Annotated in this window: 14 protein-coding genes, 2 tRNA genes and 1 other RNA gene; all 17 read right to left on the bottom strand. The window is 46.4% G+C overall.

Features of this window, described 5'->3' with window-relative positions:
• Window positions 1-51: 51 nt before the first annotated feature.
• Complete coding sequence (dnaX, locus tag H8792_RS09875; RefSeq protein ID WP_185978795.1) at window positions 52-2265, bottom strand: DNA polymerase III subunit gamma/tau; 2214 nt, start codon at window positions 2263-2265, stop codon at window positions 52-54.
• Between the two features lie 232 nt (window positions 2266-2497).
• Window positions 2498-2594: signal recognition particle sRNA small type (gene ffs, locus H8792_RS09880), an RNA gene on the bottom strand.
• A gap of 13 nt (window positions 2595-2607) precedes the next feature.
• Window positions 2608-2682: transfer RNA gene (locus H8792_RS09885), tRNA-Gly, on the bottom strand.
• 1 nt (window position 2683) lies between these two features.
• Window positions 2684-2773: transfer RNA gene (locus tag H8792_RS09890), tRNA-Ser, on the bottom strand.
• 68 nt (window positions 2774-2841) lie between these two features.
• Window positions 2842-4368 (bottom strand): hypothetical protein, encoded by a 1527-nt coding sequence (locus H8792_RS09895; RefSeq protein ID WP_185978796.1) that lies wholly within the window; start codon window positions 4366-4368, stop codon window positions 2842-2844.
• A 240-nt stretch (window positions 4369-4608) separates the two neighbouring features.
• Window positions 4609-6102: a hypothetical protein gene (locus tag H8792_RS09900; protein WP_185978797.1), complete on the bottom strand. Its 1494-nt coding sequence runs from the start codon at window positions 6100-6102 to the stop codon at window positions 4609-4611.
• Between the two features lie 326 nt (window positions 6103-6428).
• Window positions 6429-8102 carry a hypothetical protein gene (locus H8792_RS09905; protein WP_185978798.1) on the bottom strand — a complete coding sequence of 558 codons (1674 nt, stop codon included), beginning with the start codon at window positions 8100-8102 and terminating at the stop codon, window positions 6429-6431.
• Complete coding sequence (locus H8792_RS09910) at window positions 8102-8725, bottom strand: tetratricopeptide repeat protein (RefSeq protein WP_185978799.1); 624 nt, start codon at window positions 8723-8725, stop codon at window positions 8102-8104. The genes H8792_RS09905 and H8792_RS09910 overlap by 1 nt, the downstream gene beginning before the upstream one ends.
• 1 nt (window position 8726) lies before the next feature.
• Window positions 8727-9617 (bottom strand): type II secretion system F family protein, encoded by an 891-nt coding sequence (locus H8792_RS09915; protein ID WP_185978800.1) that lies wholly within the window; start codon window positions 9615-9617, stop codon window positions 8727-8729.
• Window positions 9618-9619: 2 nt separating this feature from the next.
• Window positions 9620-10567, bottom strand: coding sequence for a type II secretion system F family protein (locus tag H8792_RS09920; protein WP_185978801.1), 948 nt, complete (start codon window positions 10565-10567; stop codon window positions 9620-9622).
• On the bottom strand, window positions 10568-11983 hold the full coding sequence (locus H8792_RS09925) for a CpaF family protein (protein WP_185978802.1): 1416 nt from the start codon (window positions 11981-11983) through the stop codon (window positions 10568-10570).
• A 3-nt stretch (window positions 11984-11986) separates the two neighbouring features.
• On the bottom strand, window positions 11987-13240 hold the full coding sequence (locus tag H8792_RS09930) for an AAA family ATPase (protein WP_185978803.1): 1254 nt from the start codon (window positions 13238-13240) through the stop codon (window positions 11987-11989).
• A complete protein-coding gene (locus tag H8792_RS09935) occupies window positions 13240-14805 on the bottom strand; it encodes a type II and III secretion system protein family protein (RefSeq protein ID WP_228767072.1) in 1566 nt (521 codons plus the stop codon). Before H8792_RS09935 ends, H8792_RS09930 begins: the two co-directional genes overlap by 1 nt.
• Window positions 14802-15725: a Flp pilus assembly protein CpaB gene (cpaB, locus tag H8792_RS09940; protein WP_185978804.1), complete on the bottom strand. Its 924-nt coding sequence runs from the start codon at window positions 15723-15725 to the stop codon at window positions 14802-14804. The genes H8792_RS09935 and cpaB overlap by 4 nt, the downstream gene beginning before the upstream one ends.
• A gap of 185 nt (window positions 15726-15910) precedes the next feature.
• On the bottom strand, window positions 15911-16411 hold the full coding sequence (locus H8792_RS09945; RefSeq protein ID WP_185978805.1) for a TadE/TadG family type IV pilus assembly protein: 501 nt from the start codon (window positions 16409-16411) through the stop codon (window positions 15911-15913).
• Window positions 16412-16675: 264 nt separating this feature from the next.
• On the bottom strand, window positions 16676-16873 hold the full coding sequence (locus tag H8792_RS09950; RefSeq protein WP_185978807.1) for a Flp family type IVb pilin: 198 nt from the start codon (window positions 16871-16873) through the stop codon (window positions 16676-16678).
• Between the two features lie 196 nt (window positions 16874-17069).
• Entirely contained in the window at window positions 17070-17564 is a 495-nt protein-coding gene (locus H8792_RS09955) for a GlcG/HbpS family heme-binding protein (protein ID WP_185978808.1), read from the bottom strand.
• Between the last annotated feature and the right edge of the window lie 201 nt (window positions 17565-17765).

Below are 17765 nucleotides of genomic sequence, written 5' to 3' on the forward strand. Positions count from 1 at the left end.
ATTTGTCATATTCAAACTGTGCACAACTTATCCACAGCTTGTTCTATTAAATCATTCCGGTACATTTTCTAGTGGTGCGATTGTCTCTTCCAGCAATTGCCAACCGAATTTAGCCCTTAAATCCAGCACCTTCGGGTCCTGTAAAATCGAATCTCGGGCCTGTTGCATGCGCAGCTCTCTCTGCTGTTGCTGATAAGCTCGCGGCGTAAAATGCGCTGCCGCCTGAACCCAAGAGAGCTTGAACGACGGCCCGAATAACTCTGCAACTGCACTCTCTATCTGCTGAAACGCCCCTCCCTGCCTGGAAAAGTCCTCGGCAGGATCAAGACTAAGTTCCAGACGATTCTGGTCATAAAAAACCAGCACCGAATTCATCGCTACTTCCGCAGCCATGCCTTTTAACTGCAACTGCGCAATCAACTCCATCCACTGCAATACCTGCTCATTTTCAGTAGCATTGATAAACCGATCCGGAGCAACAACTTCCTCTGTCGAGGTTTCGTAGGTGATCGTTTCCGGTTGTTGCATCCCAGCCCCAAAATGATCCATTGGGATGGCAAAACGCTCTTCCTGCCGTACCGCCTCAAAGTTGTCAGAATTCCAAGCGGTCGGAGCCATATCGGGCACTTCAACTTCAGGCTCCGACATGGAAAGATATTGATCATTCACGTACTCACTTGCGGCCTGCAAGGCTACAGAATCGCTTGGGATTGTTGAAGCGCGGTCTCGAGGTTGAGTCGGAATGACATTCGCTGTGCTGATCGGGTCGGAATCCTTCGACCCCGCCTCAGGCTTTCCCAGCGCCTGCAGCCTCGCTCTTACTTCCGCCAAATGATCCACTTCAGCAGGCACTTCGGGCTCAACCTGCATTTCAGCAGACGCATGCGATTGTGCAAACATTTGCTCCTCTGGAGGAACCATCGCATCTTGCGAAGCCGATTCAATCTCCTGATTTTCCAACGGCTGAGAGGCTTCCTCTAACTGAAGTTCCGGCTTTTTAATCTGCTTACCGACCAGACTCCTTGCCGAAGCCAATCCGGCCATCGCTTCTTCAATCGACATTTCGCCCAATTGAACTTCCGGATGAACTTGCGGTTCAGGCTGAGTTATTAGCGGCGCAGTTTTTTCTGGAGCGGCATTCGGCTTAACAATCTGCGGTTTCGTGGGACTTTCAGATACCTCCAACGGCCGGAAAGCCAACATACGAATCATCGCCATTTCAAAACCGATACGAACATCCGGGGCAAGCAGCATATCTTGTTTGGCCAAAAGTGCAATCTGATACAAGACCTGAACCCTTTCAGGATGCATATCCTTCGCCAGTTCCTGAAGCGCATCGACGGGGAAAGCCCCTTCCACCGGCAAATCTCCGAACAGCTGGATCGAAGCGAGCCCATGCAAAAGCTCGATCAACTGCGCCAGCAGCGCCGAATAATCAACTCCCATTAAAGCCAGATGCTGAATTTGACTTTTTAAGCCTTCGATATTCTGCTCTGCTAATGCCTGTACCAGTTCCAAAGAATGCTGCTGATCGACCAAACCAAGCATCGTTTGCACAGCGTCGAATTCAACTTGACCACCGCCGTAAGCGATCGCTTGATCAAGCAGACTCAAAGCATCACGCGCCGAACCGTCGGCACTGTGCGCGATCAATCCAAGGGCGGCGGCTTCAAACGGAAGCTGTTCCTGTTGCAGAATCATTTGCAGGTGAGACTGAATTTGTGTCTGAGTCAGGCGCATCAGATTGAATTGCAGGCAGCGAGACAGTACGGTGATCGGCAACTTGTGCGGGTCAGTCGTCGCCAGCAAGAATTTAACATGCTCCGGCGGTTCTTCCAGCGTCTTCAACAACGCGTTGAAACTGCTTTTGGACAACATGTGCACTTCATCGATCAGATAAACCTTATAGCGGCCTTGCGTCGGTGCAAACTGGACATTATCAAGAATTTCTCTGGTATCGTCGACTTTGGTTTTAGAAGCGGCATCCACTTCAATCAGGTCGATAAAACGCCCTTCGTCGATCGAGCGGCATGCAGCACATTGCCCGCAGGGCTGCGAGGATACACCGTGTTCGCAATTCAGCGCTTTAGAGAAAATACGCGCAATGGTCGTCTTCCCGACACCGCGTGTGCCGGTGAACAGATAAGCATGGTGCAAGCGCTGCTGATCCAAAGCATTAGAGAGAGCTTGCATGACGTGTGTCTGACCAACCAGCTCACTAAAATTTTTAGGACGCCATTTTCGCGCCAGAACCTGATAACTCATGCAATCCTTTAACCTTAATGCGAACAAAATATGGCAAGCCGAAGCTCAACATCGAATCCATTTTCCGACCCGAAAAGCCATGCTCGTCCCGAACTAATTCGAGACAAAATAAGTCAACATTTTAACGTGAAACCGGGTGTAAAGGGATAAGAATTTAAACGCAATCAGGAAAGGTTAAAGCAAGCGATCTAAAGAATTAAAACAAAGAGGACAATAAGAAAAATGGAGGCAACTTCGCCCGCCGGTCCTCGGCGCACGCATCAGAAGGTACCGTTGCTTCCTTCCGGACCTGGCGGGGTTCCCGACTTAGCGTCGCGAGGGGACGAACGAAGTCACCATAATTGGAGCGGGTAAGGAGAATCGAACTCCTCTCATCGGCTTGGAAGGCCGAGGTAATAGCCAATATACGATACCCGCTTGGCGGAGAGCGGGGGATTCGAACCCCCGATAGGTATTAACCTATACCCGCTTTCCAGGCGAGCTCCTTCAACCACTCAGACAGCTCTCCGAAGGAATGCAGGATTATACAAGGCGTATCTAGGCTTGTCTAGAGTATCGCCTGTTTTTTATTAAAGCTTACAACGCTTCCCAGCCGCCCCAGAAAAGCCAACCTTTATATTTGAACCGCGAGATTTCGCAATTCAATCCTTCGTAAGCTTTTTCCCAATCGATGAAAGGACCAAGAAGAAAGGCGGTTAAACGATCCTGAAAATTCATATCATTCGGATTGCTATGCATAATGGTTTCGCAGCTCTGGTAAATACCACCATCGGTGTTTTGCCAAAAACAACGATCACTATTAACATTATCAGAATCGGTATAAGGAGTACAGGTTCCGCTACGTCCGACATAAGCTGTGTCGGAAAACAATATATTCGGGTCCGTTACATCAATAACCAACCCTCCAAGTCCACCAAGCAAACCGCCTAATAATCCATTCAACAGACCATTGGTTATCGATGTCAGGGTTTGCCCTATCGCATTGACCAGCCCTCCGCATGGTCCGGTCAGCAAACCGCCGGTATCCAGTAAATTAATTAAGTCGACACTGACATTAGTTAAAGAGCAACGATACTGGTTTTGATTACTGATTGAATCCGGTTCAATATCGCTGGCCTGCATGGTTGAACCATCTTGATTTGAGGCAACCATTTGCGATGACGGCGCCAACAAATCCAGCAGCCCTCCAACCGTATACAGCAAACCACCCTCGTCGTCCAACGGATCATCACCATCTTCAACGGCCACATTCATCTGCGACAGCACTCGCATGAAATCACTATTGGTATAGTCATCCGTGTAAAGTAAACCAAGTAAAACGCTATTTTGCGATGGTGTCTGGCCGATCCAGCCGGAATGAAAATCGACCCACGGATATTTCACTTTGGAATTATCGGTATAAGCCGGATGAGGCGGAGCATAACCGTATTCACAATAATTTTGCCTTGCCACCGAACCCTTTACACGGATCGCCTGCTTAAACTGTGCCGGCTCAACCCCGACCAAGTCGGGAACTGAAAAATCGGCATCAAGACAACTTTTATAACGGGTGTCGCAATAACAGTCCTCTTCGTCATCCATTAAGCCAAATAAAGCTCTACCCTGCGGAACAAAACCGTAAAAGTAATCGTCCGTCCATAACTGTACGGCAACGGCACTGAATTCCGGCGGAGGCTCTGCCGCCTTAGGGTTTTCAGAATTGGAGCCAAGAGGTATAAAACACCCTTCCTTGTTAATACTGTTTGGATCTTTACAGGCTTCTGAATCGGAGAAATTACCGAAGGTGATTTTTTTATGAATCGTACGATTAGTACTGTCACCACCTTCGACAACATAACCGGATCGGGCAAGAATGGCTTCCGCCACCTGGCTGGTCTGATTAGCAGACACCGTTCCTTCTTCCAGCATTGTCCGTGTAATCGATAGCTCGGAACGTAAGGCCGCTTCGGCGATTGTGCGGGCATAATTATCCAGTTCCCGGTCGATGATTTTGAGCTTGGCGTACTCCATAACCATCCCGAAACCGAGAACCGCCGTTATCAGACTACTGATAACAAAAAAAGTTACCGCGCCCTGTTGACGCTTAAAACTTAATGATCTCATAGCAACTTACTGATCCGATTATCAAACATGGCACCATGCCAGAATCTAAGAAAATACATTTAAAGGAATTAACTCTCCCAGCATATTAACTTCGGTAAAACAATCAAGATAATTCACACCATCCCAGCCATATACTCAACGTCCTGGATTCTCAAAGATTACACAACTTCCGGTCCTTGGTGCAGACTCTTAACTGGCGCGCCCCTTCCTGCTAAAAAATGATTCTCTTTAAACCAATTCCTATAGCTCTTCCCATCCCCCCCAGAAAAGCCAGCCTTTATATTTGAACCGCGAGACTTCGCAATTCAACCCCTCGTAGGCTTTTTCCCAATCGATGAAAGGTCCGAGAAGAAAGGCAGTCAAACGATCCTGAAAAGTCATATCGTTCGGATTGCTATGCAAAATATTCTCACAACTCTGATACACGCCGCCGCCTGTGCTTTGCCATAAGCATCGGTCGTTAGTGATATTATCCGCATCGGTAAATGGAGTGCAAACTCCACTTCGCCCAATATAAGCCGTATCAGAAAACAACACATTCGGATCCGTCACGTCTATCACCAAACCGCTTAGCAGCCAGCTCAAGATTGATGACAAAGTACTGGCAATATTATTGACCAACCCGCCGCAAGGTTCAGACAACTCTCCCTCCGCATCAAGCAAATCGACCAGATCCACACTTAAATTGGTCAGGGAACAGCGATATTGGTTACGTCCGTCTGTCGTTGCCGGATCAATATCACTGGCTTGCATAGCAGTACCATCGCTATTTAAAGCAACCATCTGAGAAGTTGGAGCGAGAAGGTCAAGCAATCCTCCGACCGTATAAAGCACGCCTCCTTCATCATCCAGAGGATCGTCACCATTACTGACCGTCACATTTTTTTGCGCCAGAACCCGCATAAAATCGGTTTTGGAATAGTTGCCAGCATAAAGCAATCCGAGCAACACACTGGTTTCCGGCGGCGTTTGCCCGATCCAGCCGGAGTGAAAATCAACCCATGGATATTTTGATATGGAATTGTCCGGGTGGGAGACGTGTGGAGGAACATAGCCGTATTCACAGTAATTCTTCCGGGCTTCCGAGCCTTTTACCGTAATCGCAATTTTAAACTCGGCTGGTTCGACATCAGGCAACTCGGAAGAGTTAAAGTCTGCATCCAAACAGCTTTGATAACGGGTATCGCAATAACAACCGTCGTCATCCTCCATTAAGCCAAATAAAGCTCTACCTTGAGGGACAAAACCGTAAAAGTAGTCGTCGGTCCACAATTGCACGGCAACCGCGCTAAATTCCGGCGGAGGTTCTGCGGCTTTCGGATTTTCTGCATTGGAACTAAGCGGAATGAAGCAGCTCTCTTTATTGATACTGCTTGGGTCGGCGCAGACACCTGAATCGGAGAAATTACCGAAAGTGATTTTTCTGCGAATCACTCGATTAGATTCCTCTCCACCCTCGGTGATATAGCCGGAACGTATCAGTATCGAGTCTACTACTTGAGCGGTCTGATCAGAAGAGATCACCCCCTCTTCCAGCATTGTTCGAGTAATCGAAAGCTCGGAACGTAGTGCGGTTTGGGCAATCGTGCGGGCATAATTATCCAGTTCACGGTCGATGATCTTGAGCTTGGCATACTCCATAATCATTCCAAAACCGATAATCGCCGTGATCAGGCTACTGATAACGAAAAAAGATATTGCGCCTTGTTGACGCTCAAAACTTGATGATCTCATGGCAACTTACCTATTCGGTTATCGAATATTGCACCATGTCAGAATCTAAGAAAATACACTTAAGGAATTGACTCTCATAGCTCATTAACTTCGGCAAAATAATCAAGATAACTCACACCATCCCAGCCTTGCCTCCAAGTCCCCTTGGAAATTCAGCGCTTACAATTATGACCGATCCCTGGTGTAGGTATTAACGGGCCTTACATCCTTTTAAACCCTCACAAAGATTCCCGGACAAATCACTTAAGGGAAATCATTTTATGTATCGGCCGAAATAGTAATTTTTTAACCTGATTTTTTAAGAACCATCTTTTAACGACTTATGCCTATAACTCTTCCCATCCTCCCCAGAAAAGCCAACCCTTATATTTAAAATGGGACACCTCGCAATCCAAACTCTCATAAGAAGCATTCCAATCGGTCAAAGGCCCCAGTAAAAAAGCCGTCAGACGCTCGCCAAAACTCATTACCTTATCATTCGGCATGCTGGACATAATCGCTCTACAACTTTGATATTCGATACCATTATGCAGGCAACTACCCGGATTCAGACTATCTTCATCCGTTCCGTAGATACACACTCCCGAACGTCCAATATAGACTGGATCACTTACGACTACATCAGGATCCAGCAGATCATCAAGAATTTGAGTCAGGCCGTCGACACCAAGAAAACCTAGCAACCCATCTAAACCAAGCGGTTTTAATAGAAGACCGCCCAAAAGGTTAAACAGTGGACTTGTGAGAGCATCTAAAACGCCTAAAATTTGCGAAACTGGTGCATCACAATCCATTGCCAGTGCATTTTGCTGCAAACCTAAAAAACCGGTTAAAAAATTCAGAATCGATAAATCAACACCGGCATTCACCAATGAGCATTTATATTGATAGCCATTATTGGGCAGTTCAGATTTTTGCTCAATTGACATTGATGGCTGATCCAGACGGGAATACAGTAAAGAAGAACCTGTATTAGGATTTAAAATATCCAACAAATCAGTTACGGTTGGAATCAGTCCCGTCGTATCGTAGAGCATATCCACGCCTTCGTTAACATAAACGGGTTTTTGCTCCAAAACATGATCGAAATCGACTTGAGAATATCCCGAGGCGTAAACCAAGTTCAACAACCAGCCGTTATCTTTGGCATTAGGGACATTTCCAACCCAACCTTGCTTATTGGCAAAACTGATATAGGGATACTTACTTGTTGATGCATCCACCGGACTGGTGGTGGTATAACCGTATTCACAGTAATTTTTTCGCGCTTCAGAATTTGGGACTGAAATGGCTTGTGCAATGGCATTCGCCTCCGAAGGTGTAATCGAATGCCCCGTAACTGGTTTTAAATTTAATATATCCAATATATCGCGGGTGACATGCGGCCTTAACGCTTTAGCTATCTCAACTTTGGATAAGTCTCCGCTAACGCAAGACTCATAGCGCGTATCGCAATAACACCCTTCTTGATCATCGGTCATACCGTATAAGGCACGACCCTGGGGAACAAAGCCGTAAAAGTCATCGTCGGTCCACAGCTGAACCGCTACCGCGCTGAACTCAGGCGGAGGTTCTACCGCTTTCGGGTTCTCGGCATTGGAATCCAGGGGAATAAAACAATCCTGATTATTCCCGGCATTCGGGTTTCGGCAAGCATCCGAATCAGAAAAATTACCGAAAGTAATCTTTTTATGAATTTCACGATTACCGTTCTCTCCTCCGTCAAGCACATAACCCGACTGAGCTAATACGGCATTGGTCACCAGATCGGTCTGCGCTGAAGAAATCTTTTTTTCGTCCAGCATCTTTTTGGTGATCGCCAACTCTGATCTCAAGGCGGTTTCGGCAATCGTGCGCGCATAGTTATCCAGCTCACGATCAACAATCTTGAGTTTGGCGTACTCCATAATCAGGCCGAACCCGATAATTGCTGTCATCATGGTTCCGATGACGATGAAAGTCGCCGCCCCTTTTTGGCGATTTAAACTGGATGTTTTCATCACTTCCTACCTGTTAGCCCGTCCAACAAAATCAGGTTATTAAGCGCTTTACTATTCAGAGGATCTCGGTGCAAGGCTTGCTTAAAATAACTCCTCGCTTCGTCATAGTGCTTTTGCAACAATGCCGAGAATCCCAAATTGTTTAACGCCGACACTTCACGTTCAGCGACACCGCTCGATAACCACGTATGATAAATACTATCGGCGGTCTGATAATTTCCTTGAACCAATGCTACTTGCGCATAACCGGCCTCATCATCAACAGTCTTGCCAGGCAACTGATTGACTTCGCGCCAAGCCAAAAGAGCCAACTGACGCTTGTCCTGTCCTTCGTAGGCTTTTGCCAACAGACGGTAAGTTCTCAATTGATCTGAAGTGGTCTTACGAATTTTCTGCAACATCTCTTCGGCACGTTCATAATGCTGACGAGTAATTTCCAGCTCAATCAAATCCAAGGCAAACTTTTCCTCCTGTTCGGAGGTCAATTCCGTCGCCAAAGGCGTCTGCTGCGTCGAGAATTTAGCGTAATTCAGATCATTCTTCTGAGAAGTCGATGCCGTCGTACATGCATTCAACAACAACAGAGCAAACGCAATAACAGGGAGTTTGTTGCTTAACTGCATGCTATAGCCCTCGACCCAGAGCGACCATTCGTTCGCCAAGCAATAGAATCAGATAAGGCGCCAGTAGAAACGGCATAATGACCATCGCCATCTTGGCAGAAGTTTTTGCCGCCTTCTCTTCCATCTGAGACTCACGATTCTGGTACATGCGCCGAGAAAACTCGTTCAAGGCATCACTAATCGAGCTCCCCATTTTCTCGTTCTGAATCAGCACTTGAACAAGGCCTTCGATTTCTCGAGTCGGATTACGTATTGCAAACTGTCTCAAAGCATCCTGACGAGGAACCCCAATCTTTATCTGATCCAATAAAAATTCAAACTCGTAACAAATCTCCGGCTGAAGTTCTTTCAACTCTTCGGAAACCCGCTTGATCGACCCCAGATAACTCAGACCCGAGTTCATACTCACATTGGTCATATCCAAAAAATCCGGAAGCGATTCACTGATACGGCTAAGTCTTTTATTCGCCAATCCCTTCAAAAGCCATTCGGGAAGCAACAGCAAAATCAGGGGGACAAAAAAGATAACAGGCGAAACCGCAAACAAAGCCCAAATGAATAGAGCGATCAAAAGCGAAACCAGCACCAGGGCGAACTTGATAAAAAAGTAGGCACCGATATAACGTTCATTTCGGAATCCGGCACTCACCAGCATTCTTTGCGTTTTTTCAATCTCTCTGGTACTTCTTGGACCCAAAGCCCGGCCAAGGCTACACCACCAGCAACGCTCACTGGATACATGCTCGATATGCAGCTCTTGGCCAAGGCCGATACGGCTTTTAACTCTCTCCATTTGCAAGTGCTGATTACGGCGTTCCTGGAGAGCTTTAAGCAAAATCCAACTACTCAAAAAAATCAATACTGCAACACCGAATAACAATAGATACAACATAGTTAGAACCTCAAGCGCAGCATATAACGCAAAATCAAAGCACCGGTGAAGATCAACGCAAACGAGATCGCGAATAATTGAATCCCAAGAGGATCATTCAAGAAAAAATGCAATGACGGACGGTCGAAAAGGAATTTATACGCAACATACAGCACCGGTGCCCCACCGATAAACCAGGCCGTCATCCGTGATTCAGCCGTCAGCGTTTTTAATTTATTTTGGAAAACTTCACGACGGCGCATCAGGCGGGCCAATTCGCGCAAAATATTTGATAGCTGACCACCGGTTTCACGCTGGATAATTAAAGTCATAACAAAGAACTGTGCTTCCGGCAGATCAACCCGTCGCTGAAACTCGCGAAGAACTTCGCGCATACTAATCCCCAACGCCAGCTGCTTATGAACTTCGCGCATTTCCTCGGCCAAGGGGCCGGTCATGTCCTGCCCCAATGCTCCGATGGCTCCATCCACGCCGTAACCGGAATTCAGAGAACGAACGATGGCTTCAAGCATCTCCGGAAATTGAGAGCGTAATTCCGTTTGGCGCTGATTAATTTTGACATACAGATAAATAATCGGCAGTATCGGCAGAATCACCGCTAGAAACAAAGAGTTTCCATCCAGCTGATCGGTTTGCAACTGCTTGATTAACAAAGCGAAAGCAACCAGAATCAAAACCGCTTCCAGAATCAACAGGCGAATAGTCTGTTTTTTATCTACAATACCGGCTTGTTTGAATTTATCGCTGACCCATATGAACCAAGGACTCTGTTGCTGTTGTAGCAGCTGTTCCTTAAAACTCAAAACTTCGTTCGGCTCCAAACCAACCCGACGCTTCATTACGGATAATAGACGTGATCGCTCATAACGGCGGCCCCACGCCATACCGAGACTAAGAATCAAAAACGGTAAACCGATCGCCACCGCAATACCGACAAACGCCCAATCCATTTAAACCACTTCCTGAATGAAATTAAACAAACTTTCATTAAGTTGATAACCGAAAGATTCACACTTCTTACCGCATTTAGGACGAATACCGATGGCTTTAAAGCGATTAATGATCACGCCGGTAATCGGATCTGGTGTCGCCTCGAATACGAATAACTCCTGCAGAACGACATTCTCATTCTCGACACCGATAATCTCGGTGACGGACTCAACACGTCGCTTACCGTCCTTACCACGTTTAACGAAAATGATAAGATCGATCGCGCTGGCAATCTGCTTGCGAATCGATTCGGCAGGAATATCAACCCCACTAAGGTTGATCATCAGCTCCAAACGTGAGATGCAGTCTCGCGGACTGTTGGCGTGAAGCGTCGCTAAGGAGCCTTCATGCCCCGTGTTCATTGCCTGGAGCATATCCAAGACTTCGCCACCACGAACCTCACCCAAAACGATTCGGTCCGGTCGCATACGAAGGGCATTCTTCAATAATTCACGCTGAGTGACCTCACCGACACCCTCGGCATTCGGCGGTCTGGTTTCCAGACGAACGACATGCGGCTGCTGCATTCTCAGTTCGGCGCTATCCTCGATGGTAACAGTACGCTCACCAAAGGGAATCAAGCCCGAAAGCATATTCAACGTCGTCGTTTTCCCGGAACCGGTACCACCGCAAACAATGATATTCATCCCCGATTTAACCGCCACGTCCAGGAATTGGAACATCTGCTCGGTCATGGAACCGAAGGAGATCAAATCCTTAGCTCTTAAATGCTGTTCGGGGAAGCGACGAATGGAAACACTGATACCATCAACTGCCAGAGGAGGAATAATAATGTTAATCCGCGATCCATCCGGCAAACGGGCGTCAACCAAAGGGGAAGATTCGTCGACACGACGCCCGGTGGTATAGAGCATGCGATCAACCTTATTACGCAGGTGCTCTTCACTGATGAAACTAACGTCGGTTAATTCAAGCTGCCCACCGCGTTCGATATAAATTTGGTTATAACCGTTAATCAGAATATCCGACACGGTCGGATCGGCCATCAGAGGCTCAATCGGCCCTAGACCATAAATTTCATCCAGTAATTCAATGCCGAGCTGTCTAACCTCGAGCTCGGACAAGGGGTATCCGATTTCCGCAGCATTTTCACGAACCAAAGCTTCAAGACGCGGTCTTAATTCCTGACGGGTTTCCTGACTGTTCGCCTGATAGAAGGCTTCATCTTCAGCCGCTTTTTTCTGACAGCGACTTTTGATTTCCATAAAGGTCGAATTTTTACCCAGGCTGGCTGCTTTCAAACTCTCAGCAGTATGCTTAACTTTCTCTTCGACTTCACCGTCGTCGTTGATAACCGTCTCGGACGCAACCTGTACCCTCTGTTCCGCTCTACGCAATCGCTCTCGAATACTCATGACTTACACCGCCGCTTTCTGTTTCTCGTCTCCGGACTCTAACAAGCGTTTTGCCGGCATCTTGTCCAAAAGCTGCTTGAACATACCTCGTGCCTGACGCGTAAACACCGGTTCTTTATCCACTTCTAATTTAACGCTGCCGTTATGCAACATATTGGCTATGTTCCATAGCTGCTTATTCACCACTGACTCGGGCTTGTAAGCGGAAATCAACTTGCCTTCTTTCAATGAATTGGTAAATCCTTCGTAGTCGTTGGCAACTTTCGCCACAACATCGACATCAAACGATTCGACAACATCGTCAAGCATGTGATCATCCTGGCTGGTACTGCGGTTCACAATCAACTTGATGGTTTCACGCAAATAACCAAGCTTCTGAGTCAACTGCAGCGCCGTATTTACCGCACGGAACGAAGACAGGGAAGGCTCCGCCACCAGAACAATATTGTCCGACTCATCCAAACAACTCAGAGTGATATCCGACAGATCACTGGCACAATCGATCACCACATGATCGTAGTAACGACGCAGAGCCTGAATAATCGTTTTAATCAAATCTCCGGAAATACTCTCCAATTCACTGACTTCCGTCGGCAAACTTAAAATATACAGACCGGATTCATGGCGACTCAGAGACTTATAAATCAGGTTTTCGTCAAAGCGCTTCAAGTTATAGACAAAATCCGTCAGGGAATATAAACGACGCCCTTCCATATTCAAATACAAGGCGGTATCGCCTAAAGGCATATTCAAATCGACAAGAACCGTACGGCCCTTAGTGATTTCGTTTAAATTCGCCGCAATATTCGTTGCGACAGCCGTGCAACCAACTCCGCCTTTCAGGCTGAAAAACGTTGAGATAATACCGTTTTTGCCCTGTCTGCGACGATCCTGCATATGCAATATAGACAAGATCTGGAACACTTCGTCCGGGCATTCGATAAAGCCTTGAACCCCTTGGTGACTGGCGGCAATAATAAAATCTGCATTCTTTTCTTTCAGAAGGATGTAAATCGATACTCCGCGAGCCAGGGTCAAAATTTGGTTCACTCGTTCTAAAACGTTGGTGTCGTCCCCCTGGTATTCCAAGAAAACCAGTCCGATATTTTCCGGCCAGATGTGAGGCACCTCGTGCATCACTTCCAGCGAATACTTTGACATAATGGCAAGGTTAACCGCTTCCTGAAGATCCTTGTCTCCGCCAAAATAGAGGCAAGGTTTTAACGTAAGCGACCCGGTTGAAAGCGCTGCACTCATTATGGTTTCTCCAATCCTATTTTATCGGATAGTTCCGGTAAGACGACCTGGCCTTCCGGCAACATCTCGACCACTTTTCCTTCAAAGAATCCTTCGGCTGCCGTCGGACGATCCATATTTTCACCCGGCAGGCGAATCTTGGTTCCTTTCTCGATCGGGTCAACGAAAGTCGGCGTAACTAAGATCGCCAGTTCCGACTGATCCTTCTCGTAGGTCGTTGAGCGGAAAAGTGCTCCTATAATAGGGATATCGCCCAAAAACGGAATCTTTGAGACCGAACTACTAAAATTATCCTGTAAAAGCCCTCCGATCACGAAACTCTGTCCGGCAGCCAAGGTAATTGTGGTGCTGGCACGTCTTGAACGGAAACCCGGAACCGTGATACTGCCTGAAGATTGACCGGCGGTTTCATCAATATTGCTGACTTCCGGAGCAACCGTCATCTGAATCTCACCTGAATCCGTAATGACCGGACTGAAGCGCAAACGGACACCAAATTCTTTATACTTGACGGTAATCGCCTCGGCATTTTGCGCAACCGGAATCGGCACTTCACCACCAACCAGGAACTCGGCCGTTTCTCCAGCCTGAACAATTAATTCAGGTTTAGCCAAAACACGCGCCAGCTGATTTCCTTCCATAATGGAAAGCAAACCGAATAAGTCTTCTCCAGCGGGATTGAAACCGATTTGAAATGCATCGTTCTGGGCCGGGACGATATTTTCTAAAGCATTACTTAGAACCCCTAAAAGGCTACTGGCGGTACCAGGCGCAGAAACGCCGATTCGTTGATTTGAATCTCTCAAAATAAAACCACTTCTAAAAGGGTTTCCTTTCACGACTTCGGCAATACGTACCGAAAGTTTCACTCTCTGCGGCCCACTAATATGAACCATATTGACCACGCTCAATCCTAAAGCGGAAATGACCGACTGAATACGCTTTTTCTGGGCTTTATTCGGTACATCCCCTTTAAGGATCACCATATAGTCACCAGCCAAAGGTTGGATATTTACCGAACCGGATGTGGTTTCCGTCTGCAACACCTCTGAATCCTGACGACCCAGTACTTGCTCCGATGCGTCACCGTCGACTTGATTCCCGACATTATCCACCTCTCGGCGAACCGAGGAACCGGACTTCACCCAAATTCGCTTAAGCTTATAAGTAACGGTTCCTTGCGGGTTCAAATCTTTTAACAGGTTATCCAAAGTCTCTTCAATTTGCAGACGCTGAGTCTGATCTGCCATAACCTTGACGGCAAACAACTGCGCTTTAGCACCGCTTTTCGGCGTCAACATTAACTGCGTACTGCCGGCACTTTTACCGGTCAGCAACAATTCCGATTTATTCAGAACCTTCAAGGTTGCCACATTCGGATTAGCGATCATTGCTCGATTAAAACGAAAGTTAATTTTTATAATTTGGCTTTCGCCCTCTTTTACCGAGTAAATTGGAGCAACTTCGGCTTTGACTGTAAAAGAAGAGAGCAAACCCACAACCAGAAAGCCGATCACCAGAATGAAAGGACTAAATTGCTTGTTTTGCATATATAAAGTTTTCATCTGACCACCACCTTCTCTACCTGATCACCCTGCAAAACTTCAATCGTCTCCTGACGACTGCGATACGGAACTTTTTGAACGACTTTATCACCCGCATCATTCAGAGGATCCTTGATAGTCGACGTTTGCATTTCGCGGATATCCACACCTCTGGAATTGACAATCTTGGCATCCGCTGCACTACGCAAAGCCAAATGAACTTTACCGACATTCATCGCCAGGGCCAGGCTTTCAGCTTGCTTAACGTCCACATTCAAAGTCACCATGGAAACCTTTTCCGCCATTTCGGTATTGGTTTTTTTGTCAACGTCATCCTGCTTGCCGACCCGGTTAAAACGCCCGACTGTAAGCACCTCGACATTTTGCAGAATATTTCGACTGATTACCTTTTTCTGTGAACCGCTTTGCACCTCAAAAACACTGATCACATCGACATGATCTCCCGGGTTTAGAATCCCCAGCAATCCACTCTCCGCGGAAACAGGGATGCGCATCGCTCGCATACCTTTGGTTAAAAGGGCTTCAACTTCACTACTGTCTTGAATGTCTTTTTCATCAGGATTCTGCGTGCCGATTTTAGATTTTAAAACCCACTCACCTTTAAACATTGCCTGCTGAGCGACATGCCCGACCGCCTGCTTAGCATCCTGAAAACTTCCGCTAACCTCAATACCTTCTTTAGGGACCCGCAAAACAGTTAAATCCGCTTCCGATAAACGTTCCCCGCGAAGAATATCGCGATTTACCGCCACAATCGGTAGTAATTCCGGCTTTTCTACCACCGTTACCGTTTTAATGATCTCTTTACTTTCAGCTTCGGAAACGCGCTTTTCAACATAGCCGTACACGAGCATGACCGCCAAAATAGCAGCCAATGCCGCAATTCCGTATAAAATAAAATCACTACGTAATATCTTCATAACAATTAAACCGATTGTTAAGCGTGAAAATTTGGTCTAGGACCCTGTTTGAAAATTCTCCGTGATGCGAGAGAACTTTACCTCGACACGAGGCGCTTTTATAGGATGGAGCAGGCTTTTCTACCTGTTGTCACTAAGCCCTTTTAAATACGTATCGACGTATATAAAACTTATCGTCATTCCACTTAGGAACTGACACAAGAATCTTTAATGCTAATGAGTGTATCGACATTGATAACCAACAGACCACTCAAAAAGTTGGGTAAAACAATTGGAACGGCTTCACCCTTAAAATTAATTCGGTAAATATCGAATCCGGAATCACTCGTCTGTGTCACCGTAGTTCGACCTGGATTATCCTCAGTCAACTCGACCGGAATAAGGGACAAATCAGCGAGAATCTTGGTATTAATAGCCGATTCAATATCCGCCTTTAATCCGACACGACCGGAATTACAACTTACATAAAGCGTATTAGCGGTTTGTCCAGCTTCCAGGGCGGCGACTTCCTGAATTTCATTGGTAATTGTCGAATGAATATCGGTAATCGTATCATTGACAACAAAACTATTGAGGCCGTAACCGACGGCCTCAATAATAAACAACACCACTCCGATCAAAAGGGGCAAAAAATACGCCGCTTCGATCATTACTGCGCCTTTTTGCTTTTGACGTTGCAATGTCATTCTTGTTTCTCCAAAAAAATCATCAATGAACCGTTACAGAATTAATTGCACTATCGAACTTGTTCTCAATAGCGGAACCAACGACACCGTCAGTACCATTACCGAACAAAAGATATGCAATAACAGCGACTCCGGCAACGACAAGCGCATACTCAATCATAGATGCACCCGTCTGCTTTTGCCGCTTAATCCGATGTCTGAATTCCATTGGACAATTCTTCTATGCAAAAACTAATCTCAGCAAACTGTATCAGTTAACTAAGATTAAAGATTACCAACAGAGTTATTAACCGCACCTTGGATTGCAGTACCGACAGTACCACCATTTGTGCCACCAAATAGCAAATAGGCAACCACTGCGACACCGGCGATAACCAGTGCGTACTCAATCATAGATGCACCTTCTTGCTTTTTAAGTTGCTTTTGGCGAATCAAACGCATAACTTTAGATTCATTCAACATTACATTCCCTCCGAAACAGACAGATAAATAGAGGCATCTAAACGCTGGATTACAGAGTCTACATCCCTCTAGTGAATTTAAGTATAACCAAGCCTTAGCAGGTTTACATAGTATTTAACGCCCGAAACCTTTAAACCTAAATAAAAAATTTAAAAAAAATTTTTAAAAGTTTTTTGACGGGCGAAAAACACCGAATTTACATCATTTCCAGGTCGTCCTGAACACTCTGAATACCAGCGATCGCGCAGGCTTCATCGTCCATTCCATCCGGCGCTCCACTGACACCTACGGCACCGTACAACTTTCCGCCAGCCTGAATAGGAGACGAACCGGCCATAAACGCCAACCCCTCACCCATCGTTTGCAAAGGACTGTTTGCTCGACCGTCCAACTGAGAGCCTTTAACATTAAACATCACTGCGGTATAAGCTTTTTTCTTGCTGATACTCCAGGAAACCGGCGGCGCCATAGTGTCGCGCATTTGAACTTGCGGAATACCGTTTCGATCAACGACCGTCACACTGACCGGTATACCTTTTTCTCGGCAAGCCTTAATCGTGTTTTCGGCAATGGTTTTCGCTACGTCGACATTTAATCTTGCCACATTTACCGTCATCGCATCTTCAGCGAATGCAGCGGAAGACATCAGACCCATCATACCGACAGCCATAACCTTTAACGCTTTTTTCATTTCAAAACCTCCTGACTCATCTATAAAACCGCCCGCCGGAATTGCAGGCGTTGTACTAACTGTAATCTCAATTACAGCCAAGCCAGTATAGCGTGATTTCCGCCCCTTCCATCATTACAAACTTTTATCCATAAGCAAACCATTCTTATTATGTTTTTCATTGGCAGAAAACAAAAAGGCCGGGCATTCTCAAAGAATGCC

Origin of the sequence: Thiomicrorhabdus heinhorstiae (assembly GCF_013391765.2) — a bacterium.
Lineage (GTDB): Bacteria > Pseudomonadota > Gammaproteobacteria > Thiomicrospirales > Thiomicrospiraceae > Thiomicrorhabdus > Thiomicrorhabdus heinhorstiae.